This window comes from Methylovorus sp. SPW-M1, assembly GCF_053848825.1.
In genome coordinates this window covers 1742013-1767974 of record NZ_CM132626.1, presented here as the reverse complement: position 1 = coordinate 1767974, position 25962 = coordinate 1742013, and the positions used below count along the sequence as shown (strand labels likewise).

At 44.4% G+C, this 25962-nt stretch carries 32 protein-coding genes; 26 read left to right on the top strand and 6 right to left on the bottom strand.

From position 1 onward, the window contains the following. Nucleotides 1-14: 14 nt before the first annotated feature. The 6 genes from ACWWD9_RS08270 to ACWWD9_RS08245 all read left to right on the top strand — a co-directional run bounded on the left by ACWWD9_RS08270 (nt 15) and on the right by ACWWD9_RS08245 (nt 4174). Entirely contained in the window at nt 15-218 is a 204-nt protein-coding gene (locus tag ACWWD9_RS08270; RefSeq protein ID WP_455866737.1) for a helix-turn-helix transcriptional regulator, read from the top strand. A gap of 263 nt (nt 219-481) precedes the next feature. After that, nucleotides 482-1210 carry a replication protein gene (locus ACWWD9_RS08265; RefSeq protein ID WP_455866736.1) on the top strand — a complete coding sequence of 243 codons (729 nt, stop codon included), beginning with the start codon at nt 482-484 and terminating at the stop codon, nt 1208-1210. Continuing rightward, entirely contained in the window at nt 1207-2589 is a 1383-nt protein-coding gene (gene dnaB, locus ACWWD9_RS08260; protein WP_455866735.1) for a replicative DNA helicase, read from the top strand. The genes ACWWD9_RS08265 and dnaB overlap by 4 nt, the downstream gene beginning before the upstream one ends. Before the next feature lie 21 nt (nt 2590-2610). Then, nucleotides 2611-3144, top strand: coding sequence for a hypothetical protein (locus ACWWD9_RS08255; protein ID WP_455866734.1), 534 nt, complete (start codon nt 2611-2613; stop codon nt 3142-3144). Next, nucleotides 3141-3356 carry a transcriptional coactivator p15/PC4 family protein gene (locus ACWWD9_RS08250; protein ID WP_455866733.1) on the top strand — a complete coding sequence of 72 codons (216 nt, stop codon included), beginning with the start codon at nt 3141-3143 and terminating at the stop codon, nt 3354-3356. The genes ACWWD9_RS08255 and ACWWD9_RS08250 overlap by 4 nt, the downstream gene beginning before the upstream one ends. Nucleotides 3357-3994: 638 nt before the next feature. Next, the gene (locus tag ACWWD9_RS08245; RefSeq protein ID WP_455866732.1) at nt 3995-4174 is read left to right on the top strand and encodes a hypothetical protein; all 180 of its coding nucleotides are present in this window, start codon (nt 3995-3997) and stop codon (nt 4172-4174) included. Nucleotides 4175-4181: 7 nt separating this feature from the next. On the opposite strand, the gene ACWWD9_RS08240 is transcribed toward ACWWD9_RS08245, so the two are convergent. After that, on the bottom strand, nt 4182-4625 hold the full coding sequence (locus ACWWD9_RS08240) for a hypothetical protein (RefSeq protein WP_455866731.1): 444 nt from the start codon (nt 4623-4625) through the stop codon (nt 4182-4184). A 51-nt stretch (nt 4626-4676) separates the two neighbouring features. Between ACWWD9_RS08240 and ACWWD9_RS08235 the strand changes: the two genes are divergently transcribed. Beyond that, nucleotides 4677-5333, top strand: a complete 657-nt coding sequence (locus tag ACWWD9_RS08235; protein ID WP_455866730.1) for a hypothetical protein — start codon at nt 4677-4679, stop codon at nt 5331-5333. A gap of 216 nt (nt 5334-5549) precedes the next feature. Here ACWWD9_RS08235 and ACWWD9_RS08230 read toward each other — a convergent pair whose 3' ends face one another. Then, the gene (locus ACWWD9_RS08230) at nt 5550-5924 is read right to left on the bottom strand and encodes a hypothetical protein (RefSeq protein ID WP_455866729.1); all 375 of its coding nucleotides are present in this window, start codon (nt 5922-5924) and stop codon (nt 5550-5552) included. A 493-nt stretch (nt 5925-6417) separates the two neighbouring features. Between ACWWD9_RS08230 and ACWWD9_RS08225 the strand changes: the two genes are divergently transcribed. From ACWWD9_RS08225 to ACWWD9_RS08175, 11 genes are all read left to right on the top strand, one after another. Then, nucleotides 6418-6786, top strand: coding sequence for a VOC family protein (locus ACWWD9_RS08225; protein ID WP_455866728.1), 369 nt, complete (start codon nt 6418-6420; stop codon nt 6784-6786). A 207-nt stretch (nt 6787-6993) separates the two neighbouring features. Next, complete coding sequence (locus ACWWD9_RS08220; protein ID WP_041362108.1) at nt 6994-7230, top strand: hypothetical protein; 237 nt, start codon at nt 6994-6996, stop codon at nt 7228-7230. A gap of 507 nt (nt 7231-7737) precedes the next feature. Then, nucleotides 7738-9804 carry a TonB-dependent siderophore receptor gene (locus ACWWD9_RS08215; RefSeq protein WP_455866727.1) on the top strand — a complete coding sequence of 689 codons (2067 nt, stop codon included), beginning with the start codon at nt 7738-7740 and terminating at the stop codon, nt 9802-9804. 74 nt (nt 9805-9878) lie between these two features. Continuing rightward, the gene (locus ACWWD9_RS08210; protein ID WP_455866726.1) at nt 9879-10847 is read left to right on the top strand and encodes a DUF4892 domain-containing protein; all 969 of its coding nucleotides are present in this window, start codon (nt 9879-9881) and stop codon (nt 10845-10847) included. Nucleotides 10848-11009: 162 nt separating this feature from the next. After that, entirely contained in the window at nt 11010-11384 is a 375-nt protein-coding gene (locus ACWWD9_RS08205; protein WP_455866725.1) for a hypothetical protein, read from the top strand. Nucleotides 11385-11517: 133 nt separating this feature from the next. Beyond that, nucleotides 11518-12111: a hypothetical protein gene (locus ACWWD9_RS08200; protein WP_455866724.1), complete on the top strand. Its 594-nt coding sequence runs from the start codon at nt 11518-11520 to the stop codon at nt 12109-12111. 10 nt (nt 12112-12121) lie between these two features. Beyond that, nucleotides 12122-12451, top strand: a complete 330-nt coding sequence (locus ACWWD9_RS08195) for a heavy-metal-associated domain-containing protein (protein ID WP_455866723.1) — start codon at nt 12122-12124, stop codon at nt 12449-12451. Then, nucleotides 12448-12849, top strand: coding sequence for a hypothetical protein (locus ACWWD9_RS08190; protein WP_455866722.1), 402 nt, complete (start codon nt 12448-12450; stop codon nt 12847-12849). Before ACWWD9_RS08195 ends, ACWWD9_RS08190 begins: the two co-directional genes overlap by 4 nt. A 928-nt stretch (nt 12850-13777) precedes the next feature. Continuing rightward, complete coding sequence (locus tag ACWWD9_RS08185; RefSeq protein WP_455866721.1) at nt 13778-14203, top strand: hypothetical protein; 426 nt, start codon at nt 13778-13780, stop codon at nt 14201-14203. A gap of 65 nt (nt 14204-14268) precedes the next feature. Next, the gene (locus ACWWD9_RS08180) at nt 14269-14580 is read left to right on the top strand and encodes a DUF6980 family protein (RefSeq protein ID WP_455866720.1); all 312 of its coding nucleotides are present in this window, start codon (nt 14269-14271) and stop codon (nt 14578-14580) included. Nucleotides 14581-14644: 64 nt separating this feature from the next. Beyond that, nucleotides 14645-15073, top strand: coding sequence for a hypothetical protein (locus ACWWD9_RS08175; protein ID WP_455866719.1), 429 nt, complete (start codon nt 14645-14647; stop codon nt 15071-15073). Nucleotides 15074-15116: 43 nt separating this feature from the next. Here the strand turns inward: ACWWD9_RS08175 and ACWWD9_RS08170 are convergent, their stop codons facing one another. From ACWWD9_RS08170 to ACWWD9_RS08155, 4 genes are all read right to left on the bottom strand, one after another. Continuing rightward, the gene (locus ACWWD9_RS08170) at nt 15117-15581 is read right to left on the bottom strand and encodes a hypothetical protein (protein WP_455866718.1); all 465 of its coding nucleotides are present in this window, start codon (nt 15579-15581) and stop codon (nt 15117-15119) included. A 43-nt stretch (nt 15582-15624) separates the two neighbouring features. Beyond that, nucleotides 15625-15948 (bottom strand): hypothetical protein, encoded by a 324-nt coding sequence (locus tag ACWWD9_RS08165; protein ID WP_455866717.1) that lies wholly within the window; start codon nt 15946-15948, stop codon nt 15625-15627. A gap of 606 nt (nt 15949-16554) precedes the next feature. Then, nucleotides 16555-17847 (bottom strand): translesion error-prone DNA polymerase V subunit UmuC, encoded by a 1293-nt coding sequence (gene umuC, locus ACWWD9_RS08160; protein ID WP_455866716.1) that lies wholly within the window; start codon nt 17845-17847, stop codon nt 16555-16557. Then, complete coding sequence (locus tag ACWWD9_RS08155) at nt 17825-18262, bottom strand: LexA family protein (RefSeq protein WP_455866715.1); 438 nt, start codon at nt 18260-18262, stop codon at nt 17825-17827. The genes umuC and ACWWD9_RS08155 overlap by 23 nt, the downstream gene beginning before the upstream one ends. Before the next feature lie 115 nt (nt 18263-18377). On the opposite strand from ACWWD9_RS08155, the gene ACWWD9_RS08150 reads away from it, so the two are divergent. The 8 genes from ACWWD9_RS08150 to ACWWD9_RS08115 all read left to right on the top strand — a co-directional run bounded on the left by ACWWD9_RS08150 (nt 18378) and on the right by ACWWD9_RS08115 (nt 25742). Further along, nucleotides 18378-18656 carry a hypothetical protein gene (locus ACWWD9_RS08150; protein ID WP_455866714.1) on the top strand — a complete coding sequence of 93 codons (279 nt, stop codon included), beginning with the start codon at nt 18378-18380 and terminating at the stop codon, nt 18654-18656. A gap of 18 nt (nt 18657-18674) precedes the next feature. Then, complete coding sequence (locus ACWWD9_RS08145) at nt 18675-19034, top strand: hypothetical protein (protein ID WP_455866713.1); 360 nt, start codon at nt 18675-18677, stop codon at nt 19032-19034. Then, the gene (locus ACWWD9_RS08140) at nt 19031-19279 is read left to right on the top strand and encodes a hypothetical protein (protein ID WP_455866712.1); all 249 of its coding nucleotides are present in this window, start codon (nt 19031-19033) and stop codon (nt 19277-19279) included. Before ACWWD9_RS08145 ends, ACWWD9_RS08140 begins: the two co-directional genes overlap by 4 nt. Nucleotides 19280-19705: 426 nt before the next feature. Further along, complete coding sequence (locus ACWWD9_RS08135) at nt 19706-19954, top strand: hypothetical protein (protein ID WP_455866711.1); 249 nt, start codon at nt 19706-19708, stop codon at nt 19952-19954. Nucleotides 19955-20110: 156 nt separating this feature from the next. Next, nucleotides 20111-20683 (top strand): DNA-3-methyladenine glycosylase I, encoded by a 573-nt coding sequence (locus ACWWD9_RS08130; RefSeq protein ID WP_455866710.1) that lies wholly within the window; start codon nt 20111-20113, stop codon nt 20681-20683. Between the two features lie 349 nt (nt 20684-21032). Further along, nucleotides 21033-23561 carry a methyl-accepting chemotaxis protein gene (locus tag ACWWD9_RS08125; protein WP_455866709.1) on the top strand — a complete coding sequence of 843 codons (2529 nt, stop codon included), beginning with the start codon at nt 21033-21035 and terminating at the stop codon, nt 23559-23561. A gap of 396 nt (nt 23562-23957) precedes the next feature. Then, nucleotides 23958-24560: a type VI secretion system amidase effector protein Tae4 gene (locus ACWWD9_RS08120; protein ID WP_455866708.1), complete on the top strand. Its 603-nt coding sequence runs from the start codon at nt 23958-23960 to the stop codon at nt 24558-24560. Nucleotides 24561-25280: 720 nt separating this feature from the next. Next, nucleotides 25281-25742 carry a hypothetical protein gene (locus ACWWD9_RS08115; protein WP_455866707.1) on the top strand — a complete coding sequence of 154 codons (462 nt, stop codon included), beginning with the start codon at nt 25281-25283 and terminating at the stop codon, nt 25740-25742. The last annotated feature ends 220 nt before the right edge of the window (nt 25743-25962 follow it).

The window sequence follows — 25962 nt, the reverse complement described above, 5'->3', positions numbered from 1 at the left end:
CATGGAGCAAGGTTATGAAGACGATATCTCTCCCTGACACAGGGTTCCTGCGAATTCGACAGGTTTTAGAGTTTATTCCTATCAGCCAAGCCGCTTGGTGGCTGGGAGTTGCTGATGGTAAATACCCCAAAGGCATAAAGCTCGCACCTCGAACCACGGTCTGGCGAGCGGAAGACATCCGAAACCTTATCAATGAAATCGGCAATCGGGCAGCCTGATCATGTCGTCCTTCGCCCAAAATCCCCCAAAAGAAATATATTTCCACGGCACATTATCGGTGCTGAATATCCGCGGCCCTTGGTCTGCTTCTATGCGAGAAGGGGCCTTTGTTGTTCTGTGGAGTGGCCCGAAAAACAAATGCTGGGCGTATCTTCATCAATTTGACCAGGCAAGCAGAGAGTTTTTGATTAGTCAGTGTCAGGTTCGGGTCTCGTATATGCGGCATGATCACCGTGAGCCGATATGGCGTCAGGCTTGATAAATGACCTCTGAATCTCCCCAGCTTGAGAACGGGTTTACGCGCATCGCCAACGAGCTATTCGATGCAGTTATCCGCTCAGAATTCAGTAAGCGGGAGCTGAAAATTATCCTGTTAATCATCCGTAAAACTTATGGTTTCGGAAAGAAAACTGACGACATGACACTGACGCAAATTGCAAATGCAACCGGACTCGATCTTGCCCATGTTTCCAAGGCGGTGAAAGTACTTTTTGAAAGAAAAGTCTTGCTGAAACGGCAAGGTAGGTTTGGATTGATCCTTGGTATTAATAAGGATTACGGGGAGTGGATTACCTTGCCAAAACAGCAAGGGGTTGCCAAAACAGCAAGTGAACCTTGCCAAAACGGCAAGTTGACCTTGCCAAAACAGCAAACACAAAAGATAACTCCAAAAGAAACTACCAAAAGAAATAGCTCAGTCACATTGAGTACATTTCTGGATCACTGCAGACAGAGCAGTGAAAAACCTATTCAGGATGATGACCCAATATTTCCCTATGCCGAGAAGGTTGGTATTAGCCAGGAAATGCTGGCTATCTGCTGGGGAGAGTTTAAACGGGCCTATTTGGCCTCATCTAAGCGTTATTCAGACTGGCGGGCGCACTATCGGAATGCAGTTCGCAAAAACTGGTACAAGCTTTGGTTCATCCGTGATGGGGAATTGGCTGTTTGGACTACTGCCGGCGAGCAGGCTAGAAGGGAGGCAGCATGACGCCTAATGACATGTTCTTGCCGCCTCAGGCTATCGAAGCCGAGCAGGCAGTGATTGGTGGGTTGCTGTTGGATAACCAGGCGCTAGAGCGAATTGACGACTTGCTTACCCCTACACATTTTTACAGACACGATCATCGCCTTCTATTTCAGCATTTGGTTGCCTTGCTTGAGTCAAATCAGCCAGCCGATATTGTTACCCTCGCCGAATCCATGGAAAACAGCGGGGAGCTGATGAATGTAGGAGGGATTGCTTATATTGGAGCTCTCGCTCAAAACACCCCCAGTGCTGCAAATATTCGCAGATATGCCGAAATAGTTAAACGCAAATGGCAGCTGAGGGCCCTTCTTTCGCTCGCCAATGAGCTGCAAGAGGCGTGCCTGAGTTCATCCATTGATGATCCTGAAAAAATCGCCCTAAACGCCGAAAATGAGATTTTCAACCTTTTCAAAACAGAGCGAATTTCGGATATGACACTTGATCAAGCTATTCAGGTTGTCATGACCGAAGTGGACAGCCGGGCAACTGATGGCAATCAGTTCAATGGGTTGCTGTCTGGCCTTGCAAACCTGGATGCCATTACTTGTGGATTCGAACCTGGACAGTTGATTATCGTCGCTGCCAGACCAAGCGTTGGCAAGTCTGTGTTTGCCTGCAATGTTGCAGATGCAGCAGCCGCCGCCGGTAAATCGGTTCTTTTTCACACGTTGGAAATGAGTGCCAAGGAAATTGGCATGCGGATATTGGCCGCCCGCTCAGGAGTAACCCTTCAGCAGATGCGCACTGGAACCCGAGAAAACAATCATTGGGATGCAATGACGACTGCCAGGAAGTCGATTAGCCAACAAAAACTAACGATCGATGATAGACCTGCGGTTTCTGTTCATCAGGTCAGAGCCAAAGCCAAACGTGTTCGGCGCAATTGTGGGCTTGATTTGATTGTTGTGGATTATCTCGGGTTGATGACTGGCAAAGGAGATAACCGCACACAGGAGATCGGTTCGATATCGAGGGGGCTAAAAAACCTCGCAAAAGAACTTCAAATTCCCATTATCGCGCTCGCACAACTCAATCGGGGCGTTGAGTCCCGGCAGGACAAAAGACCAATGATGTCGGACTTACGCGATAGCGGTGAAGTCGAGCAAGACGCAGACATTATCGTGATGCTACATCGCGAGGAAATGTACAACAGCTCAGATGAATGGACAGGTTTAGCCGAGGCATTGGTGCGAAAAAACCGTAATGGGCCGACAGGAGATATTTATCTCCTATTCGACAGGGAGATATCGAAGTTCAGGGATTACAACGGCCCGCGGGTTCGTGGTGGAACTAAGATGATTGGTGGTTCTGTTGCAGAAAAGCGCGGATTCGAAAGTTAATTTTTAAGAAAGGGTATGAGTATGGGGCAATTCGCAGTCGCAGCGCCATATCTGTTGGCTGGGTCAACTGGTTTATCAGTGCTAGGCGCATTACACACTGGCAACCAGCAGGCCGCGCAAGCAAGCTACCAAGCCGACCAGGCGCGTGCTGATGCACAGGCTGAGAAAGGCGCGGCACAAGTCCAAGCCGAAAAGATACGCAAGGCAGGGCGCCAACAGATGGCCCAGGCCCGCACGTCCTTGGCCGCCAGCGGGGTGGATGTCAATGATGGCACCTCTACCATTATCAACCAGAGTATCGCGGCAAACGTCGAAGAGGATGCCCTGACGGCCATTCTCAACGGCAGCAACCGGGCCAATCGCCTGAACGCCCAGGCTGATGCCTACGACATTTCGGCAAGTAATGCGAAAACCGCCTCTTATATCGATGCCACAAGCAGTGTCCTGGCTGGTGGATACAAGATTGCATCGGGTTGGAAAACCGCCGCTCAAACCGGCAACGCCTCCTCTGGAATCTCTTTGAATTTGAAAAATGATCCTTGGGGGAATATATGAAAACCCCTACGGATAAGGTAATAGGGGCAATAAGGAAGGGCGAGGACTCTGAGGTCCGAGTTACGCAGTCAGAATACAAGGGCCGTTCAGTGGTAGACATCCGAGTCTGGTACAAGCCCACTAAAAACTCTGACTATGTTCCAAGCCGGAAAGGGATAACCGTGGACAGCACGAAAATCCATGATCTTGCCAAAATTCTTGAGGCAATGTGATGCACGGGAGGCACAATTACGAGCTTTCTGCGGATGAGCATCGCGAAATTAATAAACTGGCACATGCACGCTCGACCAAATCCATGAGGTTTATGACTGCCAAAAGATCACAGGAATTCAAAGCCCAACAAGCCTATCTGGTTAGTTTGTTCAGACTTCTACGAGGACAGGGCGTGGCGTTCGATAAGATTTATGAACTGGTAACTGGGCAGTCTGAAATGGAAAGGGAAACCAGAGCTGCCAAGGTGCAGAAGTTAAAACAAGCGCGGGAGAAACTGCTATCGATTGAATGCCCACATCCATGGACTAGGAATAAACGGAAGGGGTAAGGGTCGCGCGCGCGTTTTTATATAAGGGGAAAAGGGTGGGAGAAAGCCGCTTATATGCAGTGGATTGGTTTCGCGTGATTGCTGATTTGAATGGTAAGGGACTATCTCTGGTAGCTATATCTGAGAAAATTTCCGTTCCTCGAACTACGATAATTGGTTGGAAAAATCTTTATGCTGAGCCCAAGCATTCAACCGGCGAAAGACTAGTTTCTCTTTGGTGTGAAACGATCAAGACTAAACGGAACGACCTGCCGCTGGTAAAAATAAATTACACTGTGGCAATGACAAAGAGGGATTGAAAGCGGAAAAATGTGCGAAGCTGAAGATTCAAAAAAAGATCAATCAATCGAATCGGTGACCCCACCAACCAAGGTGCGCGGTGCCAACACTCCAAACTTTAAGGAGCTATCGGACAAGATAGCTCAGGAATTCCTGGACAATCTGAACCGTAATACTTTGCTACCTCCGAAAGAAAATAATGACAAGTGAAGCTCACTTAGGAACCCACGGACTCAATAATTTTATTTCTTGTTTCAACCATGCGCTGAATTTGAGCGCTATTAGCGGCCTTAAGGTATCTTATAAGGCAAGTGGATGGGCTTTCCCCTTCTTCTCGAGTAAACTGAAAGGGTGTGTTTTTAGCTAGCTCTGCGTTTTTATGGATGAAGGAGAAGTATGCCGCTGCTATCTCTTCAATTTCATCTGCTGAAAATCGGTCGACATCCTCCTGCGAGAGGGGTTTTCTGCTGTCCTTGTGCCTCTTGGCATGCTCAAAACTGGCTATACCAATTAAAAGGGATCGTACTTGATCGACAGGATCGGCCTTCTCCCTTTTTTCTAAATCCTCATAATCAAACATTCGAAAATCATAAAGATAAAGCGTACCTAGAGATGAGGGTACACTAATCGAAACATATGGTATTTCGTCTAAATTAAGCAATTTATTAGCTTTCCTTTGATTGTCCATATTGCCTAAGAATAAAGGTTCTTTATGATACCAAATCAACCAATTGTAAAGGCTGCAAGTCCCCTAGAGAGACTCTCCGGTGGATTAGCATCTGAGCTTACATTTACGGCCCTTGCCGCATCCATAGGTACTCCTCTGGCCGCACTTCTACCGGTTCTCACGACATCGCTCGCCGCGCAAAGGCAAAAAAGCCGGATAGAAGCTGCATTATGTGACATTAATGAAGCCCTCATCAGACAAGAGGAAAGGCTAGCGGAGCTTACTGATCAGCAATATAAAATAATAAATGAATCTATTTTGGCTTTATTGCATACCATAGACGAGAGAAAAATTGTTCTTTTGACGGACGTGATCAACAATAGCCTATCGGCCCCACCATATGGTGAGCAGGAAGTCATATTTTTGAGTCGCATTATTCGAGATATTTCTGCAGACGAGGCAAAATTTTTAGTTGATAATTTTTCTTATAACCGTATCTGGCTCAGTGAGGTTGAGCAGGAAAAGCCTGATCCACGGCACTTGTCGATTAAACCTTCCAGTCAAGATGGGCAAGTAGCACTAGGGCTTATAACATTGGGCCTAATTTCCACGGCAGAGCCGACATTTGATGATCTGGGATTATTCCGTTTTACTCCTATGGCTGCCAAGCTCATAGCGTTATTAACCGTTCGAACACCTTAGGCATCTGACGAAATGAAGACTTCAGTTTCACAGCATCAGCTCTCGCCGCATTTGCCAATCCTGCCTGACCCTCGGCCGCGGTCTTGACTATGCCTCTGCCATATTTGGTATTCACCTGGTAGATCATCCCCATCAAACAGTGGCTTTTTCTGTCTTCCTGGCCGAAGCCAAAGAGTTTGCATGCTAGCCGCAGTAATTGGGGACTTCGTCATGTGGCTATGAGTGAATTTTCCCTTTTGATTTTTTATACCACGCGTTTAACTGTTTTGCCATTGTCTTGAGGAATAGCCATAAAGATAGTGGTAGTGCAAGGTAGAAGAAGGGGATAAGCAAGAAAAAGCCATAGCCAATTAGTGGGGTTATATCGAAACCGCCTAATACGCATCCGTGGAGATTTTTTATTCCACCTTGGCAATTGACCACATTCTCACCGACACGGGCAATCTCCCAACCCATGCCGGTATAAAGCGCAGGCAGTATCGACAGAAAATACCTAGTTTTCCATTTAAGCTTATCTCCTTTTTTATGCAGAAGATAAGGTGGGGAAAAAAGAATAGCAGCCAGTAAACCCATTAGTAAAAGATTCAACATATAGCCCCATTATTTTTTGTGATAAATTTTCTTATACCATATATTTTAATCACAAATAATCAAGTAATTACATAAAGGCTTCACTCTTTGTCGAAGTGCTTCCCGAATGATTCAAGTGCTATCACTGTGCTTGCAGAGTTACATTACCCTTCATCTCTGTGTAAGTAAGAGTCAGAGATTAATCTCTGACCCGCAATCAAGGCACACCTGGGGTGAAAGTGTATGGTCTTGTAGGGGCCGGTTGACTGAATATCATACGAGGTCACCGCTTTAAAAATCAGTTCACCGCATTCCGCACAGCGGCTAGGCTGCTCAAGGCTTTCGACTTTATTAGGTAGTTCACTAACAGAATTCGCAAAACTCATAATACCCTCTTCGCTTGTAGTAATGTAATTCGAAAACACATGGCTCAGTTTTGGAATGGTATAACTCTGGACACCATATAACTAAAAACCCGTAATTGATAGACCATCAAAATGGAAGTAAGGAAAATATGCCCCCTGTATTAGGAACAATCATTATTTATGCTCGAAATATACAAGTTAGCGCGGCTTTCTACAGCAAATATTTCGGCTTCCATACAAGCGGGGAGGTGATTGATGGCTTAATCGAGCTTATCAATCCCAGTGGGGGTGCCAGTATATTAATTCATCAAGCTGCCAAGTCGGTTAAGCTTGGGCAGGCTGGGCTTAAGCTTTCTTTTGACGTGGAAGACATAAACGATTTCATTTTAAGTGCGCGAGTGAACGGGCTGGAGTTTGGATCTATACATGAAGCTAATAGGTATAGTTTTGCCAATGTCAAAGACCCAGATGGTAATTCGGTCAGCATCTCAAGCCGTAAATTTCGGAATACAGCTTAAGGATAAGGAGGCGTGAGGTGGTAGACCACGATGACGGAAGCGTTGATATGCCGCCTGGGGAGTTGCGCCTGACGGTTATGTTTGATTCTATAGATTGCCCCTGTCGATAGCTCAACATTCGCTGACATGACATTCGGCCCCGTCCTATATCCGGTGAATGGTATTGCATGATTAATCAAGAGTCGACTGGATGAAGGGAGAAGGGCAATGGAACTCGAAAACTGGCAGCGCCTTCATGAGCAATGGGCAACCTCAAAATTAGTGCTAGATGAATATCAAGACTCTATCGATCAGGAGGTTGAACTGGTACTAATGGGCAAGAGTCGAGGACCCACAAATGCAATGAAGATTGGCTTGGTTCAGCAACGGAAGCTTGAGGCGGGCCTAAGGAATGAACTAGACCATTTCTTGGATGGATGCTTTGATCTGGATGTTATGAACTAGAAACGTTGATCATAAGGGGAGCCATGAGGCATTCGTTGATAGTCGTTTTCCTTCTGTGCTGCTCTTGTTCTTCTCCATCGCCTCCAACTGAAGCTGAGGTTAGGGGGCTGCTAGCCGAACGTACCCCTCAGCCAAATCTTGTCCGTGAAAGCAATCTTGAAGGCTTTCATTGCGATGTCTCTGAGGCTGATGAAGCGGACTACGAATGTGCGTTCATCCTTGCTGGTGTGATACATAAACACTTCTATGTAAAGGCTGGTGGCAAGTGGAAGGTAGTCTATGAGGAAGGTCAGCCCAGAGTCGCTCCCTGAGGCGCCCGATTATCTTCTGTGTATCATAACCGAGTTTTTCTGAGGCAAAATCATGGCGATACCTCATCAAAATCTCTGATCAAGTATTTAGCAGATATGTCGGACAATCCAGTCACTCAAGTCATATTTACAAATACTAACAATTATCATTTGCGTTGTATAATGACCTTTTTTACGCCTTCTTCCAGGTCCCATTATGCACACCACTCTCGCTTTTCAGACAAAGCGGTCAATCTACTGGCTTGCCATCGGTGGATTTCTGACTGCCTCGCATGTGCTTGCTGCCGAAACATCAAATACTTCCTCTAATGATGACATTACGCTATCAACGATTACTGTCGTAGGATCGGCCGATAAAACTGGCAATAACTTCAAATCCGAGGCGCAGTCTGTTTCAATCATTGACGAGCAATCTATCAAAGAGGCGGGGGCCAATAAAAAGCTGGATGATCTTTTGCTGTACGAGGCAGGAGTGGTAAGCCAGCAATTTGGAGCAGATAACAAAACTAATTGGTTCAAAGTGCGAGGATTTGACGCCAATACCACGCTGGATGGCACGACCGTAACAAGAAATAGTTTTTTCGTGTGGGAGCAGGAAACCTATGGTTTGGAGCGGGTGGAAGTTCTGAAAGGAGCTAACTCCTTCAACTATGGTGCTACTGATGCGGGTGGCACAGTTAATCTTGTTTCGAAGCGTCCTTTCAAAGAAGAAGCAGGGGAAATCAATTTTAGTATCGGTAATTTCAATAGAAGGACAGTTAGTGGTGATTACAATGGAATCATTAGTGACGATGTACGCTACCGATTAGTAGGGCTTTACTCTAAAGGCGATTCTCCCATTCAGCATACGGGTATGGAGCAATATTATTTTGCTCCAAGCATCACCTGGGACATTTCAGATCGTACAAGTTTCACATTGTTGGCAAGCACATTGAAGAAGCAAGGTACTCCAACGAATGGGTTTTTGCCCGCATATGGATCTTTAAGAAGCACTCCTTATGGGAAGATCGGTTATGACACTAATCTAGGTGAGCCTGGCCGAGATAACTTTGAGAGAAGGCAGTACTCGCTAGGATATGAGTTTAGCCATGACTTTGGCGATGATCTGAAGTTTACGCAAAACTACCGCTACGGAAAAATGGATCATAACTTTCTAGGGGTATTTGCCTGGTCGTCAGATAACAATAGACAAGCTTTCCGTGGCTACTCATACATGAATGGTCAGGCTAGCGACCATAATGTCGATAATCGATTAAGCAAAATTTTCCGCTTAGGGAAAGTCGAGAATACAGTTCTTGTCGGTTGGGATTACAAACGCAGTAAGGCTGATGCTGAAAATAACGGTTTTGGTTTTGTCCCTGCCATCGATATGTTCGATCCTCAATATGGAGCTCCATTCTCGGTATCCTCCAATCCATATGAGACTAGATTGAAACAGGAGGGGACCTATATTCTGAATAAGTTTAATTGGGATAATTTTGTCTTGGTGAACTTGGGTTTACGCCGTGACAATTATGAGAGTAGCTCCTATGTTAGCTTGGTCAGCAACAAGGAAAAGGGGCATGAGGATACTCACAATGCGAGCGTGATGGTTAAGTTACCCATGGGGTTCTCTCCTTATGTCAGCCACTCAACCTCGTTCAATCCCGTTCTTGGAACAGATGGGTATGGACGGCCTTATAAGCCTTATGAGGGGGAGCAGCTTGAAGCTGGCCTAAAATACGAACCGACTTGGATGAGGGCTAGCTTCAATTTGGCCGTTTTCGATCTCACTGAAAAAAACTCATTAGTTTCTGACTCTTCAAATATTTCCATTCAGGCAGGCGAACGCCGTAATCGTGGGGTTGAGCTGCAATCCGACTTATTTTTAGCGGAGAATTTGACGGCACGCTTGAGCTATACACATAACAATGCTGATCAGGATATTTCTACTGAGAAATCATTGCGAGCCCCGCTCATTCCTAACAATCAGGCAGCTGCCAAGTTAAATTATCGCCATACACAAGGTACTTTAAATGGATTGAAGGTTAGCCTAGGAGTGAGATATAACGGATCCACGGAGGATCAGCGATATTACCCAGGTGAAAAGGTTGCCTCGTATACCCTGGTTGATGCTATGGCAAGCTACCCATTGTCTTCTCACTGGAATCTGCAGATAAATGCCTCCAACTTGCTAAACAAAGAATATCTTAGTGCCTGCGATTTCTATTGCTACTGGGGTACTTCGCGAACGGTCGATGCGCAACTTAGCTATTATTGGTAGCATGTGTTCGACTGAGGCGGTACCTAGAATGCAGATTCTCAGCGGCTTCAATCATTGTTTAGAGGAGCTTCCTTTTGCTTAAGTTAAAACTTAATCTCATATTGACTAACTGTGCCCTCATCGCGCTGGCATGGGTGGCGTTGCCCGCAGTGGCCGCCGACATTGCAGGTGCCAAAGATCATCCTTTACTGACACGCTTTGCCGGTACCACCATTCAGAATTATCAGGCGAGCGATTTTGATGAGGTGATAATGCCGGTTAAGCCAATACCGATTGAAACTGCCATCGGCCCATCGGATTTGATCAGCGTAGAAGGCAAAGCAACCCGGATTGGCTATGAACTTGCTGCCGATAAGACGTCTCTTGAGGTCATGCGTAATTACGAAGCAGCTCTTAGCAAGAACGCGTTTACACCTATTTTTCAATGTGCAGGTGCGGCATGCGGCCGTGATATGGGCGGTTATTTAGCGAATAGCGGCAAAGTGATGCCAACGGGCTTTGATGCCATTTTTGGCAACAATGATCGCTACTTGCTGACCCGGCGCAACAATGCGCAAGGCGATGTTTATGTACTGCTATGGGTGATGGAAGACCGGTCGAACAAACGAGTGTTAATTTATCAGCAAATTGCTGAGGTTAAGCCCATGCAAACCAATCAAGTCAGTGTTTTAAGCGCATCCGACCTTAAGAAAAGTCTGGATAGTAATGGCAAGGTTGCGGTGTACGGGATTTACTTCGATACGGCGAAAGCCGAGGTGAAACCTAACTCCAAACCTGCTCTCGACGAAATGGCCAAACTATTAGTTGCCAATCCTGGTATGCGCGCTTATATCGTCGGGCACACTGACAATGTGGGGAGTTTTAACAACAACCTCGAACTCTCGCAACGACGGGCGGATGCGGTTGTTAAGGCACTCATAGGCTATAAAATCGACGCTCAACGCTTGACAGGTAAAGGGGTGGCATCGCTCGCACCTGTCAGCAGTAATGGCAATGAAACTGGACGAGCGCTTAACCGACGGGTCGAATTGGTACTCCAGTAGTATATTAAGCTATCACATAACACTGCGTGGGATCGATAGCGGAAATTTGCCATCCTTCAGGGACGGCTGCAACCTCTCATCGAAAAACTCTCCCATTATTCGGGCCAAAGAGTAACTAATATATTTGAATGTATACTGATAGAGTATTCTTAACTCTCGATCATGATGAAATCCTTGGCTACATTCTGTGTTTATTTGCTGTTGGTGACCTTGCCAATGCAGAGTGTTGCCGCTGTGAGCCTTCCATTAATTCAAGCAATTTCTCAGTCACAAGAACAACTCGATAAAGAATCCATGCCTTGCCATGACCATATGTTCATGGCATCTGGAATGAGTGCGCCGTTAGAGACTGGTAAAGCTGCCTGCAAAGATACGTGTGCCGCTGTTTGTTTAGCGTTGGGGAGTTTGGGTATGGCATTATGCGATACCGCCTTGCCCCTTCTATTCTCAAGTACGATACAGATTGGCTCAACTGAGCTGATCTATGTATCAGTGATTCCAGCCAACCTTTTCCGCCCTCCTATATCCCTTTCCTAGTCGCAGCCTTAATCCGTCTTTTTTCTAGGCGGAGATGACTAAATATGAAAGGGAAGCCATGTACAAATCGTACACAGCGCTAATGAGCAGCGCTCTTCTCGCTATGTGTTCGGCAAGCTCTCAAGCGGGCCCTATGGGATTCAACGATTCCTATATGGTCATGGGAGATTTCAGCCAGAACTGGCGAGAGTCTTTTATTAATTATGCAATAACACGTCGCGACGCATTCGGGGTTGGCCTGACTTATATGCGATCAGAGGATGAGTCGAAGAAACGTAATCTGGAAGAAATTACCTATACGCGGTTACTGAATCGATGGAATCTGCCGCATGCCCAGGCCAATCTTTGGTTTGTTGGGGGCGTAGGCGCACTGCAAGGAAAGGATGATCGTCCGAGCAATGATCGGAGCTTTGATAAGACGATGATTACTCCAGGCGTCCAGTTTGATTATGAGACAACCAGAGTCTATATCCAGGCAACCCATCGACTATATCGAGCGAGTGACATCAACCACGACTATAGCGCGTTACGCGCCGGATTTTCATTCTACGAAACCGATTACGACAAAACGCAGCCGTGGTTCGTGTTGGAAGCGCGATATATGCGCGATCTGTCCGATATGGTGGAAGTGACTCCCATGCTTCGTCTTATCAATAAGAGCTATTTCGTTGAAGTCGGGTTCAGTAATGCCGATCAGCTGCGTTTCAACTTTATGTACATTTTTTAAGGACGCTATTATGAAATCTATTGTTAGTCTTTTCTTTCTGGCTTTCGCACTCACGTCCACTCAAGCCATGGCGGTGCAAACTATTAAAGGTAATGTAAATGGCATGGTATGCGCTTTCTGCGCTCAAGGGATCGAGAAGAAATTCCATGGGATGCCGCAGACCAAGGATGTGTATGTGAATCTGAAACAAAAGCTTGTCGCTGTCGAATTGAATGACGGACAAATGATCAGCAATGAAACCTTCAAAGCCACTATCAAAGACGCAGGCTATGAGGTGACATCCATAGAGATGGTCGCTGTTCCTGTTTCCAAGATGAAATCTGAGCAGGAGGACAAATGATACATGTCAAATCTTCTGAGATGATTGCCGTGAAGGCGGCGAAAAGGGTCAACTTTCTTTCACTCTTTACGAGTGGGTCGACCCTGATATGCTGCGCACTGCCTGCAACTCTTGTGGCGATAGGTTCAGCAGCTACACTCACTTCATTGATCAGTAATTTTCCACAACTGATCTGGATCAGTGAGCATAAACCATTGGTTTTTGGATCGGCAGCGCTGATGTTGTTAATCGCTGGTTTCTTGCAATGGAGGGCTCGCTCCTTGCCATGCCCTATAGATCCGGCGTTGGCTAAACTGTGTACTGCTGCTCGAAAAAAATCCTTATGGATATATGGAATTTCTGTTGCCATGTTTCTGGTTGGTGGGTTCTTTGCATTTGTGGCGCCATTCCTGATTTGAGGTATTTCATCATCTGAAAGGAAAAGGGCATCAGAGATGCCCTTTTTTAATGGTCGCTGTTAATACGCGGGATACCCATTAATCAATACTTCACTTTATCGAGCCTTGCCCAGGGCCGAACCAGCATTTAAAAAATAGAGTTATCCAGGTGAATGAAGTTCACCTGCGAGAGCCTTTCGTTGGGCCTACAGCAGATGAATACATTATTTCATATGCCCAGTCCGGATCTATCAAAAAGAATAAAGCAGCAAGAAATGTAAGTATTAAAAAAAGAAGCTTCCCATAACAACAGCATGCCACTTCCATCCTGGCTTATTGTTAGGATCGACTTTTTCCACAATATTTTCATTCATGGCAGTCTACCTTGTAGCCTATCACACTGTTCATTGTGCCTTGGCGCTCTGGGATTGCAACAGGCACCCAAAAAAAAGAAGAAAATGGCTCAAAATGATATGTGACGCATGCTGCTGAAATAGCAATCTTATTTTGGGTCACCATTATGGGAACCCTATTGCTTATTGCGGGGAAAATTAATCGCTCTTGTCGAGTATAGGCGTTCGTTATGCCGCTTTAGACAAACTTTCCAAACCTAAAAATACAGAAAATTGGGAAGCTGGCATGGGTTTGCCAAATAAAAATCCTTGCCCCTCTTCGCATTGCTTATCCTTCAAGTACGATACTGTAAAAAAGGGATTGTTTCTAACTATGGTCGTAATACTCGTGATCTCCGCTAGTCTTCATTGTGAGAAGACGATTGGGAAAAAGCTAATGCCCAAAACCGGTCTTGATAAATAATAGAAGAGATATGCGATTGAGGATGAGCCTAGGGTAGAGCAGGTAGATAAAAGCTAACCTTTTTTGAAACGAACAGGTATCAGGATTGGTGATATTTCAATAACTCCATTGAAAGCGCAGTGTAACGCCTAATATGAAAGTATTTATAGTAGTTGTACTATTAATTGCTGTTGGTTTGCTTTCTTCATTGATTAATAGCGCTTTTTATTCACCTGACATTGAATCGGAAGTATTGTCGACAGCTGAGAATGATGAGTATATTGCTCGTCATGAGATTAGCCAATATCGAGACGGTCATATTGAAAGTCAGATTAGCCTAAGATCAAAGAAAATTACGAATAAAATCGTAGCATTTACATTGGGTAAAATAGAGAGTAGTAGCCAAGAAATGTCAGGCATATCAAGCACCAAGTTGACTTGGTTGAATGATGATAAGCCTCACTTATTAGTCACGCTTTATTCACCTACTCAATCTTTTAAGATCAACCAGACTATTCGTCTTGATAATGTTTTAGTGACGATTAACGTTCATACTCCAGAAGATGGCCGAAAATATTAAATGCAAGACGCGGATGTGAACGAATTTAACCTAACTCGCGATATTAGGAAATATGGGGGCGACTTATGTCAAATTTCTGCTGTGAAAAGATGAGATCACAAGTTAATTTTTTATGTGAAATCCATAATGACTTATCTCAGTGCCCTGACTCACTAATCACGTATGAGCCGAGATTTAACTCCTACGGCTTGCGTATTCATGATGGTGGATCAAGTAGTATTTCCATTCACTTTTGCCCTTGGTGTGGCGTAAGCCTGCCGCATTCTCTTCGGGAAAGATGGTTCAATGAGTTAGAGCGTCTTGGCTTTGATGATCCATTCTCACAAGAAATACCACCAGAATACGAGTCTGATGCTTGGTATCGCGATCAAGCATAAAAAATCTGCTTTTGGTCGAATTTGGAATTGGATTGGTAAAGTAAGCATGGAGTTAGGTTAACAAATGGACATTCAAGAAGATCAGCTGACGGAAGCTGGTTTACTAGAAATTACCAGTAATTGGATAACTGAGCTGGCAGCAGAAAAGTATGACGTCGTATTTAATGCTCTAGGCTTTGCTATGGCTTACCAAACTCCGGAATTGACCGGCGCAGAGCGTATTAAAGCAGAAATTAAAAATTATCGATCAGATCAATACTATCCTGGCGTTACTAATTTTTCTGTTTCATTATGGGAGAACGCAAGTGGAGGCAATCCAAACCCGTGCAAGCTCGTTAGATTTTATAAACCAAATGATATGAAAATCATAGCCACCATTGAGTTGGATTTACCTTTAAATGATAAATGGAGTGACTTGCTAGCAAGTTTTGTAGTATTTGAAATAGGAAATAATCGTTACACATTAATTCTAGAGGATATTACTAATCTTTAGCTCAAGAGTGCTTACAGCGTGAGACATCATTACCCTAAGCGTTTTAGTAAGTCTTGCTTGATGCCCCGTTATGCTTCTCAGTTAGTGCTTGCGCAGTATTTGTATGTATATAACTTGAACCATCATAAATAAATTTAGCATTAGCTCTAGCGAAGCATTGTCTGGATAACTTCCAGAAATCAGCTTTATCTCGTGGCATAACGACAAATTCCGTAACTTGCTTTTGAGTAGTAAAAACGATGGTATTGATTCCCTCATTACCATGATTTTCTATTTTTTGCGTAACATCCCAATCAAATCCTAGAACATCGCTTGACCCTGCCGCATAAGGACCGAAAAAACAAACTCGTGACCATTTATCGTTGCCAATGGCTTGAAAATCAATAGGCTTTGGTGCTTGAGCAATGATTTCATTCGCTACTTTCAATTGCTCTGGACTATTGCTTCTTTCATAGCATCCCACAAGCAGAAAAGCTAATAAATAATGGATGAGCATCCAGAGCTGCAAGTGAGGCCTGCGTAAATTTGCGCAGCCTGGGCTCAAAGGGAGGTTAGGAAAAAACATGCAGAATAAGTTTTAAAGTAGTTGGAATCAAAATATTTTTAGCTAAAGCAATATAGATAAAGGTCACTAGATAATATCCTAGAGTGCCAACGCTACCTGCGACAGAAAGGCGTTTTAAACCTTTCGGGGAAAGGAGCATGGTCCAAAGAAATGGGAGTCCGACAATGCTTGAAGCTGCAAAAGCGCTAGCGAAGGCTGGGTCGATACATGCTGATATGAGTATGACCAGAGCGCAGGCAGCTAAAAGCCAGTATCCTAAATTGTCTTTGCGCTCGAGAGAGATGTTAAGGCTGTTGGGTTCAAGTTTCACTCTAAATTCCTAAAGACTTTAATAAAACAATTAGGATGAAAAATGGTCAAGAAACTCATAATTACTGTGATCATATGTTTGGTAGTCATTTTGTCAGTTATTTTGATTAGAGGACAGCTTCAGATTGACCGCTGCTTGGACTCTGGAGGACGTTGGAGTTATGAGCGTAAAATGTGTGGGAATTAGGCGACCGCAAAATGAGTGAACCTGAGAAAGGAATTTTCCCGCGTATACTCGCAAGTTACATGGAAATGATCTAACTGATGAACTTGAGCAAGTTCCAGATGCTTGGGGTAACATTGGGGGTAACTACCATTATTTAAATGATTAAAATGGCTTAAATATTGGGTTTCAGGCATTTGTTCAGTTTCCCCCGGCACCATTTAAGGATGTATAGTAGTACAAAGCAATACAAAGTAAGATGACGTAAGATAAAAAGCCCAATGGTGTCAGCCACTTGGGCTTTTTTATTTTCTGATGAATTTAACCTCTTGCATTCATAGTGGATGAGCCTTGACGGTATTTTTTTACAGTATCTTCAAATCGATCATTTCGTATACTGTAAAAAAATACCGTCACTCTTAACGCGGGTGAATTTTTAAGTGCTTATCTGACCTTAAGCAAACCCTTCCATTGATGTAGATACCCCGGACTTTTAAGCACACGTCGCATCTGCCAATCCTGCCTGACGCCCTCAGCCGCGGTCTTAACCGTGCCCCGGCCATATTTGGCGTTCACCTTGTCGATCATCCCCATCAAACGATGGTTTTTACTGTCCTGCTGGCTGAAACCAAAAAGCTCGCGTTGCTGGCCGCCTTCTGCCACCAGTTCCATCAGCATGACGCCGCCTTTGAGGTAGTAAACGCCCGGTTGATAAACTTTACTCAGCAACCATAACGCCGCCTTGGTAATTTGCTGGGTACTGTTGGTGGGTGAGGGCAGGGCAATCATCTGCTGGCCGCAGTAATAAGGGGCTTCGTCATGCGGGCTATTCTGTATGAACACATACACGGCGTTGCCATAGAGCCCTTTTTTGCGCATGCGCTCGGCGGCATTGCCCGCGTGAAAGCTGATGGCGGCCTGAAGGTCTGTTAACGAATCAAGGCGATGCCCAAATGAGCGGGATGACATGACTTGATTGGCCTCGGGCACCATCTGGTCCAGCTCAAGCCATACTTCGCCATTCAACTCGCGCACCGTGCGTTCCAGCAGTACGCCAAATTTGTCACGGATACGTTTGGGGTCTGCATGTTTCAGCCGCAGCACGTTAGTGACCCCCACCGCATGTAACCGTCGTTCAAGGCGTTTACCTACTCCCCAGACCGTCGAAATTTCCAACGATGCAAGTAAGTGGTCAAGTTCAGGCACGCTCAAGCTGGTCAGGTCACATACGCCATCCCATCCAGGCTGTTTTTTTGCGCAGTGGTTGGCCAATTTGGCCAGAGTCTTGGAGTGACCAAATCCAATGCAAATAGGTAAGCCGGTCCATTGCCTGACGGTGTGTTTGATCTCATGACCATACACACTGAGATCGCGCCTGAGACCAGTCATATCCATAAACGATTCGTCGATGGAGTACACCTCGACTCGGGGGCTGAAATGCCTGAGCGTCTGCACAAAGCGATTGCTCATCGCCCCGTATAACTCGTAATTGGACGAGAAAGCGATAGTGCCAATTTTCTCGGCGGCCTCTTTTACCTCAAACCAGGGACGGCACATATACAGCGCAAGCGCGGCCTTGGCTTCCTTGCTTTGAGCAATCACACAGCCATCGTTGTTCGAGAGCACCACCACCGGCTTGCCTTCCAGCTCGGGCCTGAATACCTTTTCGCAAGAGGCATAAAAGGAGTTGGCATCCGCGAGCGCATACACCGATTTAAGTGGCTGCGGTAATGACATAGGTCACCACTCCCCAGATCATCAGCTCCTGCCCTTCAGTCAGCGTAATCGGCGCATACGTTGGATTCTCCGATAGTAGTTTTACCACCCCGGCATGTTTATAAAGCCGCTTCACCATCAACTCCCCATCCAGCAATACCACGACAATGCTTGAAGAGCGAGGTTTGAGCGCGCGATTTACCACCAGAATCGAGCCTGGATAAATGCCCACGCCGGTCATGGAATCCCCGGTTACCCGTGTCAGGAAAGTGGCCGGCGGATTGGTGATCAGCTGCTTGTTCAGGTCAATCTCGGCTATCTCGTAATCCTGTGCCGGAGAAGGAAAGCGGGATTGCCCGGCCGAAACGGGAATATCGTAAAAAGGCAAAGGGATATGGAATAAATCCTGATCGCTGGCGGTAGGGGTGGTTTTCATGGCTGGCGAATTGTACAATCGTACAGTGGATGCTAACAATCAGCGATGGTAGTGTCCAGCTTAATAACAATGAATAACGACAATCGTTTTACAATTTATCCAAAAGGGGAGCTTCATGAAAAAACAAATCACCCACATTTCACCTGTTCAAACCGCCAAAGTGCTGGCCTTACTTTACTTTATGCTCAGCATTCCGTTTGTTGTGTTTATGGTGTTAAGCCTTTGGGGTATGCCATCTGAGCAGCGGCCTCCAGTATTTTTCTTGGTATTTCTTCCCTTGTTTTATCTCGTGTTTGGGTTCATTTCCACCGCTATTGGCGCCTGGGGCTATAACTTGGTGGCTAAATGGATAGGTGGGATTGAATATACGTCTAGTGATCAAGCTGCCCCATAACCTCTGAAAGGAGTGCTGATGACTCCCGTGTATTCACCTCAAACTGAGTCAGAAGCTGTTGTCATATCCAGTATGCTGGATGCGCACGGTATTCACTTTTATCTTCGGGGTGGCGCATTCAGTAAGCTATACGCTGGAATGCATATTAATCATTACAACACACAGATGTTTATGGTGCTTCCGCAGGACTATGCCTTTGCGCGAGAGCTGCTAGCCGAGTTTATTGCCTCGCCCAAATCAGAAGAAGCCTCGCAAGAAACAACTATTTGGTATCAATTGCGGGTAATACTTGAGTTGCTATACGGTGGTTGGTGTGTCCCGGGAAAAAGATGGCGTAAGAGCCATGTCATTCAAGATCAAAGCGACATTGAGTCATGATCGATAAAGATAAACATCCTATTGGCTGGACCATGTTCTTCTGTGAGCTTGATGATGCAAAGGAGCATTTGATAAATCTCATCGCAGAGATTCAAAATAATCCAGAATATGATGAAGCCAATTTAAGAGTCGATTTAGGCCATGTTTATTCTCATTTGAATCGCGCTTGGTATCGTCGTAATAAGAAGGAAGACATTTCTGAAGAAGAATGGATTGAAGCATGTAAATTTCCGCCAGACTTGTAGCCGATGTAATGTAATTACAGCCGAAATTTTATAGAGAAATATGAAGCAGGAATATAAGAAAATTATAGATGGAATGGAGAGGCGTGAGAAATTAATTAATTTTTTTGGATTTCTCTGCTACTAGCAATTTTTATTTTCGGTGGTTATTGGGTTTTTGATAGTAGCTCAAAAGCCAAGCGATCTTACATCTATGGTCATGTTATCTCCATTACGGCATACGATGTGCGCGGGGGCTCCCATTCTGTATGCAAAGTGAAGCTAAGTAACGGGGAGGTGATTGATGCAGGATGTGAGCTTGCTCAGATACGTAGAGATGGAGTGAAGATTATGGTAACTGAGTCTGATGGAGTCAGACACTATCGCGTGATTTACGGGAAATAATGTGCTTATACAATTAGTATAATGGGGTGGAGCTGAGTTTAAAAGGTGGAATTAATTGAGAAATTTATAGCAGCTATCTTAGTTCGAGGAGCATTTATTGGCTTGGGGTTAATTGCGGCTTTTGGTTCGATACATTTTCCTGTTTTGGGAGTTATTCATTGTTTTTTAATAGCTGCATATTTGTTAGACTTTAATAAAAAAACATTAGGTAACTTCTTTGTTTCATTTAGATTTTTTTTCAAAAAAAATAATTTAGTTACGTTTGATCACCGATTGCTTTTTTTTGTTTTTTAATTTCTTGGACATTAAATATTTTGATGTTCTTCATGAGAGCGTTTTACTCATGATGGTATTTAGCCATAGTAGTTTGTTGCAAGTATTGCTTGCCAAGTGTTGTGCTCCCAAACTTGTGAAGTTGAACAAATCATCTATGGGATCTTGACTGCAAAAATGACCAATAATCGATTAATCACTCGCTGCTCGTGGGCCGAAGGCGACCCGCTGATGCAAACCTACCACGACACGGAATGGGCTATCCCCATCCGTGACTCACGTTTGTTGTGGGAAACGCTGATGCTGGAGGGTTTTCAGGCCGGGTTGTCATGGATTACGGTGTTGCGCAAGCGAGAGGCTTTTCGCAAGGCGTTTGCCAACTTTGATCCTGTGAAGGTCGCTGGTTTCGGGGAGAGTGACATTCTGCGATTGATGGCGGACCCTGGCATTATCCGCGCCCGGGCCAAGATCGAGGCGACGATTCGGGGAGCGCAGATTTACTGTGAAATGGAAAGTCGTGGGGAAAGCTTCCGTGATTTTTGCTGGTCGTTCACGGATGGCAAGGTGATTGAGGGCGATGGGCAAAGCTGGGTGGCGAATTCCCCGCTCTCCGAGCGCATCTCAAAGGAATTCAAGAAAAGGGGCTTCAAGTTCGTGGGGCCGACGATTGTATATGCCTGGATGCAAGCCGTAGGTATTGTGAATGATCATGCGGCGGACTGTTTTTGTCGGAGCAGGAAAACCCCGTAACGTCTGATTAATGCCTGCCTCCACCTTCACTGAACTATTGTCCCCGCACACTCAGCTTTGCTGATTTCTCAATCCGCGTCTCTCACACTCGCTTTAGCGAACTTCGAATACCTTACCCGCACATTAATGTTCATAGCGTAGCGCTCTATTGGTTAACTAAAGACCTCGCTCAATGGCGCAGGGCGCTATCCGCTGATTCACCATACGGATTGGTCTTTCCCCTCCGCCAGTCCGCCCGCATTTCATCAAATTGTCATAAATAGTTCATCTAAGGTTTATCTGTAAATTGACGATAAGTAGTTGATCCTTTTAATTTCTGTACGTCAATCCTACCTATTAGAGGTTGCATATGCTCTCCAAACTACAGAACTTTCGTGTGGGTACCAGGCTATCCATAGGCTTTGTCGTCATCATGACATTAATGATTGGCAGCTCAGTGTTCGCCGTTTTGCAGGTGAATGATGTAAGCCGAACATGGGAAAGTTTTGAATCCATCACCTTGCAAAAGCGCGATGCCATCGACACCGCCTCTAAAGGCCTCGCAGACGGGGTACATTATTTTAAAAATTACGTTCTGCGCGGCGGGGAGTACGCGGATAAATTTGCGCAGAGCATGGCGAATATTGAAAAAGGCATGGAAAGCTACAAGCGCCTGGGTGCCATGTCAGACGAAGAGTCTCTCTTGCTGGAAAAGATCTCAAAGGGTGTGGCGGATTACAAGGCGGCACAGGCGCAGGTCATGCAGCTGAAGCTTGCGGGGACGGATATTGTCACGCTGGATAAATCCGTAAAAGGAGCGGACAAGCCGGTGAATGCTGCGCTCGCGGAGCTGCTGGAGCTTAATCATCGTAATACTTCGATTGCTTCAGCTCATATGAAAGCGACGGTAAGTGCCGCCATCAAGTGGGTGATCATATTGTCGGTGATTATATTAATCATGGGGTTCTTGATCGCCTGGATACTGACCCATTCCATTACCAAGCCATTAAACAAAGCTCTGCAAATGGCAAAAAATATTTCGCATGGCCAATTGGAAGAAACTTCCATTCCGGTGCATCGGGACGAAACGGGTCAGCTGCTGATCGAGATGCAGTCCATGGCCAGAACAATTAACACGTTTATCTCGGATGTTCAGCAAATGTCTTTTGCGCACAAGGCTGGCGACATTGATGTGCATGTCGCGGCCGAAAAGTTTCAAGGCGCTTACCAGGCCATGGTCGCAGGGGTGAACAATATGGTCGCCGATCATATTGACCTCAATCGTCGGGCACTCAAGGTGGTGCTGGAGTTTGGCGAGGGAAATTTCAACGCGCCGTTAGAGCTCTTCCCCGGGAAGCAAGCCTTTATAAACGACACAATTGAGCAGGTGCGCAATAACCTCAAACACCTGATTGTCGATGTTGATACCCTGGCGAAAGCCGCTCAGGAAGGTAACCTCTCTGTACGCGTGGATGCCGCGAAGCATCAGGGAGATTTCAAGCGGATTGTGGATGGGTTCAACAATACACTGGATGCCGTGATCGGGCCATTGAATCTGGCCGCCCAATATATCGACGATCTATCCAAGGGAAGTATCCCCAAGAAGATTGATCAATCATTCCATGGGGATTTCGAGCGCCTGAAGCTCAATATCAACCAGTGCATAGATGCCATCAATGGCCTGGTTGAAGATGCGTCATTACTGGCGGCCAGTGCTGCAGAAGGTAATTTGGCGATTAGAGCCGATGCTCAGAAGCATTTTGGCGAATATAGAAAAATTGTCGATGGTGTGAACTCCACTCTGGATGGCGTCGTAGGCCCTTTGAATATTGCAGCCTCCTACATAAGTCAGATATCCAAAGGCTCAATACCCAAATCGATTAACGAGGAATTTAAAGGTGATTTCAACATCATTAAATCCAATTTAAATACCTGTATTCTCGCCATTAATCGCCTTATTCAAGATACCAAGGTATTGGTCGATGCCGCTGAGGACGGCCGCATTTATGTGAGAGCGGACTCTAGTCAGCATGAAGGGGACTTCAAGAAAATCGTGGAGGGAATTAATCAAACCCTGCAATTAATTGCGGACCCCATAGTCGTCGTGAAGATGGCTGCCGAAACAATTAATCAAGGTGCAAGTGAAATATCCAATGGAAACAATGACCTCTCTCAACGAACGGAAGAGCAGGCAAGTTCGCTTGAAGAGACTGCCAGCAGCATGGAAGAGCTGGCCTCTACGGTGAAGCAGAATGCAGATAACGCAAGGCACGCCAACGAACTCGCCAATGAAGCCTCCAGTATCGCGGTCAAGGGCGGCGAGGCCATGAGCGAGGTGATTAACACCATGAGCGACATCAACGCCAGCGCGCACCAGATTGAAGAAATCATCAGTGTCATTAATGGCATTTCATTTCAAACCAATATCCTCGCGTTGAATGCCGCGGTGGAAGCGGCACGGGCTGGGGAAAATGGCCGAGGCTTTGCCGTGGTCGCAGAAGAAGTTCGTAACCTGGCACAACGTTCATCTACCGCCGCAAAAGAAATTAAAGAGCTTATAACGGCCTCGGTTTCGAAAACGATTGATGGGACAAGACAAGTGGAAGCCGCGGGAAAGACAATAGATGAAACCGTGACTGCGTTTAAACGCGTGGCACAGATTATTGCCGAAATTGCAGCGGCATCCGCTGAGCAGAGCTCCGGTATCAATCAAGTCAATAACGCGATTACATTGATGGATCAGGTCACGCAGCAAAATGCCGCGTTAGTTGAAGAAGCTGCCGCCGCCGCCGAATCCTTAATGGAGCAAGCGGATAATCTGGTTGGCGCCGTCTTGAAATTCAAGACTGATCCAGCCCAGTCCTCCAATGTGCGTCAATTGAGTTTCACTGCGGGATAATCTTGATCGGAATGCTCTAAATTCCATCATTCTTATACACTAAATAAATAGTTTTTTACGCAAAAATCCCGTTATTTTTTGCATGCCTCTAAAGGCATTCAGCGGGATTTTCCAGATGGCAACAGCTCGACTTTATTCAATTCGCACGTTGAATAACTAAAAGTATTCCAACTCCTCAATAAAAGTCGAAGCATCAGTATCCATGCTGCTTTTCTTTTTCCCCGAACATTAAGGATGACTGGTTTTTACAGAGTATGTATCTGTAAGCATCAGATTTAAAACATTTTTTATCGAACATATCCCTTTGGGGTAATGTTTGCTTTTCCTCTTCATGTGCATCATCTGCATTGTCTCCACCATTCGTGGCAGGACGCATCCCTTCCGTGGGGAGTAGACATGAAAAAAGCATCTGACAGCATAAAGGTTCAAACCAATACTATAAAAGATTCAATTTGTAGTGTCGAAATTAAGCCGATAAAATTTTCTGAACTATGGGATAACTATGTCAGTGGTAATCCATATAACGATCCCAATGGATACTATAAAAATCAATGTGCCATTAGAGTAAGTTCCACATTTCATAAAGTTGGCATAAAAATGCTTTCTTTCTCACAAAAGACAGTTAAACCAATGCCAGGTAAACCTACTTTGGGTAGAATTCTATTAAATGGTCTTCCGACAGCTACCCGTGCCTATGAATTGGCAGAGTGGCTAAAATTAGTTCCTTTTTGTGGGCTTCCACAAAAACCTGAAAATATTACAGGTTATGATTGGGTTAGTAAGGTTAAGAATAGAACAGGAATTATATTTTTCAATGGTTATTGGCTTCAAGATGGCGACAATTCAGAGGCGCTAACTGGTGGACATATAGATTTATGGAATGGAGATAAATTAACTGGATTTGGAACAGGCCTTAGAGTACATTGGAACATTGTAATTGATGGTATTTGGTCGGATTTTAGAAAATCAAAATCTATACTTTTTTTTCCAATAGCATGAAAATACTAAAACTTTTTCTAGGTGTTTTTTTGGGTGTGGTTTTGGGATCTCTTATTTGCTGGGGTAGCTTATACCTTTACGGAAAAATTATTCTTAAAGGCAATGGCAGTCTATTTGATACAAATCCAGATATTGCCAATATGTATTTTATCTTATGGGGAGTAATATCATTTATTTTCGCCTTAACTGGAGCAGTTTTTTTTAGTCGCCCTAAGAAATAGTTGGTTCTTAGCAAAAAAGCATTCATTAATTTGCGATAACTTTCTGATATTTTTAGAAAAAACAGGTTTTGCATCCGATATAAAATCATCTAGGCCAAATTCAGGCGGCTTGGGAAATGTTTTTCCCTGGATTTCATGAATTTCCAAAGGCCAAATTCCCTTTGGTCAACAAGTCCTCAATCATGCAGATGATTAAAAAGTTAATCCTAATTTAATCACTTATATCTCTCCCAGCTTTGGCTGAAGACCCGGTCTTCTTTGATTATGACTCTTTTTACCGTACAAAGAATATAATAGACTGTTTAACATAAAAAATAATTTTGAAGCTGAAGGTGGTTTTTTTAAAAACATGCCGGAAGATATGATCTCCACATGGGCGGGAAAAGTACATGGTAGATTTTATTATTTGTAGGCTCAAGGCAACACCATTAATAATTAAAATATTTTTTTATTCTTTTCTAATTTATAAATTAAAAAATGGTATATATTCAACTTTATTATGAAAAATTTACTTATATTTATATTATTTTTTTTCTCAATAAACATATATGCTCAAGATGAATTTGAAAAATATCCAGCTCCATTGGTAACCGATTTTAAAAAAAATAATCTTGTTGTTTCGAAAGAAAATAGATCAATAAAAACTATCTTAATTAATGCTTATAAACAACCAGTAAACTTTTCTGGAAAATATATTATTTTTACATATGCATGTGGTGGTGGTTGCCTTTATGGTGGGGTGATAGATACAAAGAGTGGAAAAGTAGTGAGCCAACTTCCAGCTATGTATGATACTTCTGACAGTGCTGAATCGGAGTTCGAGATAGTTTATAAAAAAAGTAGTCGGTTGCTTATTATAAGAGGTAAGAGAATAGACAAAGATAGTTTTGAGGTTGGTGCTTTTTCGACTGATTTTTATGAGTTCAAAAACAATAATTTTTATTTGATAAAATCAGAATAAAAAATCCCGTTCTAATTTCTAATTTAAAATGGTATATATTCAACTTTATATCGTCTTATTTTTTATATTTTTTTGTACGTTAAATGTCTCATATTCTGCTAATGTTGATGCAATATTGGGTGGGGAGGTTGGTTCATTTTTTTTAAAAAAAAGAGATCGTCTTTTGTCTGAAGGTTGGCAACCGAAGAGAATGCATAGAGTAAACGAATATGATTACATT

Excerpts from the sequence above, each read along its gene's own strand:
- ACWWD9_RS08270 (WP_455866737.1), top strand. The coding sequence starts at position 15 with ATGAAGACGATATCTCTCCCTGACACAGGGTTCCTGCGAATTCGACAG.
- ACWWD9_RS08265 (WP_455866736.1), top strand. The coding sequence starts at position 482 with ATGACCTCTGAATCTCCCCAGCTTGAGAACGGGTTTACGCGCATCGCC.
- dnaB (WP_455866735.1), top strand. The coding sequence starts at position 1,207 with ATGACGCCTAATGACATGTTCTTGCCGCCTCAGGCTATCGAAGCCGAG.
- ACWWD9_RS08255 (WP_455866734.1), top strand. The coding sequence starts at position 2,611 with ATGGGGCAATTCGCAGTCGCAGCGCCATATCTGTTGGCTGGGTCAACT.
- ACWWD9_RS08250 (WP_455866733.1), top strand. The coding sequence starts at position 3,141 with ATGAAAACCCCTACGGATAAGGTAATAGGGGCAATAAGGAAGGGCGAG.
- ACWWD9_RS08245 (WP_455866732.1), top strand. The coding sequence starts at position 3,995 with ATGTGCGAAGCTGAAGATTCAAAAAAAGATCAATCAATCGAATCGGTG.
- ACWWD9_RS08235 (WP_455866730.1), top strand. The coding sequence starts at position 4,677 with ATGATACCAAATCAACCAATTGTAAAGGCTGCAAGTCCCCTAGAGAGA.
- ACWWD9_RS08230 (WP_455866729.1), bottom strand. The coding sequence starts at position 5,924 with ATGTTGAATCTTTTACTAATGGGTTTACTGGCTGCTATTCTTTTTTCC.
- ACWWD9_RS08225 (WP_455866728.1), top strand. The coding sequence starts at position 6,418 with ATGCCCCCTGTATTAGGAACAATCATTATTTATGCTCGAAATATACAA.
- ACWWD9_RS08220 (WP_041362108.1), top strand. The coding sequence starts at position 6,994 with ATGGAACTCGAAAACTGGCAGCGCCTTCATGAGCAATGGGCAACCTCA.
- ACWWD9_RS08215 (WP_455866727.1), top strand. The coding sequence starts at position 7,738 with ATGCACACCACTCTCGCTTTTCAGACAAAGCGGTCAATCTACTGGCTT.
- ACWWD9_RS08205 (WP_455866725.1), top strand. The coding sequence starts at position 11,010 with ATGATGAAATCCTTGGCTACATTCTGTGTTTATTTGCTGTTGGTGACC.
- ACWWD9_RS08200 (WP_455866724.1), top strand. The coding sequence starts at position 11,518 with ATGGGATTCAACGATTCCTATATGGTCATGGGAGATTTCAGCCAGAAC.
- ACWWD9_RS08195 (WP_455866723.1), top strand. The coding sequence starts at position 12,122 with ATGAAATCTATTGTTAGTCTTTTCTTTCTGGCTTTCGCACTCACGTCC.
- ACWWD9_RS08190 (WP_455866722.1), top strand. The coding sequence starts at position 12,448 with ATGATACATGTCAAATCTTCTGAGATGATTGCCGTGAAGGCGGCGAAA.
- ACWWD9_RS08185 (WP_455866721.1), top strand. The coding sequence starts at position 13,778 with ATGAAAGTATTTATAGTAGTTGTACTATTAATTGCTGTTGGTTTGCTT.
- ACWWD9_RS08180 (WP_455866720.1), top strand. The coding sequence starts at position 14,269 with ATGTCAAATTTCTGCTGTGAAAAGATGAGATCACAAGTTAATTTTTTA.
- ACWWD9_RS08175 (WP_455866719.1), top strand. The coding sequence starts at position 14,645 with ATGGACATTCAAGAAGATCAGCTGACGGAAGCTGGTTTACTAGAAATT.
- umuC (WP_455866716.1), bottom strand. The coding sequence starts at position 17,847 with ATGTCATTACCGCAGCCACTTAAATCGGTGTATGCGCTCGCGGATGCC.
- ACWWD9_RS08155 (WP_455866715.1), bottom strand. The coding sequence starts at position 18,262 with ATGAAAACCACCCCTACCGCCAGCGATCAGGATTTATTCCATATCCCT.
- ACWWD9_RS08150 (WP_455866714.1), top strand. The coding sequence starts at position 18,378 with ATGAAAAAACAAATCACCCACATTTCACCTGTTCAAACCGCCAAAGTG.
- ACWWD9_RS08145 (WP_455866713.1), top strand. The coding sequence starts at position 18,675 with ATGACTCCCGTGTATTCACCTCAAACTGAGTCAGAAGCTGTTGTCATA.
- ACWWD9_RS08140 (WP_455866712.1), top strand. The coding sequence starts at position 19,031 with ATGATCGATAAAGATAAACATCCTATTGGCTGGACCATGTTCTTCTGT.
- ACWWD9_RS08130 (WP_455866710.1), top strand. The coding sequence starts at position 20,111 with ATGACCAATAATCGATTAATCACTCGCTGCTCGTGGGCCGAAGGCGAC.
- ACWWD9_RS08125 (WP_455866709.1), top strand. The coding sequence starts at position 21,033 with ATGCTCTCCAAACTACAGAACTTTCGTGTGGGTACCAGGCTATCCATA.
- ACWWD9_RS08120 (WP_455866708.1), top strand. The coding sequence starts at position 23,958 with ATGAAAAAAGCATCTGACAGCATAAAGGTTCAAACCAATACTATAAAA.
- ACWWD9_RS08115 (WP_455866707.1), top strand. The coding sequence starts at position 25,281 with ATGAAAAATTTACTTATATTTATATTATTTTTTTTCTCAATAAACATA.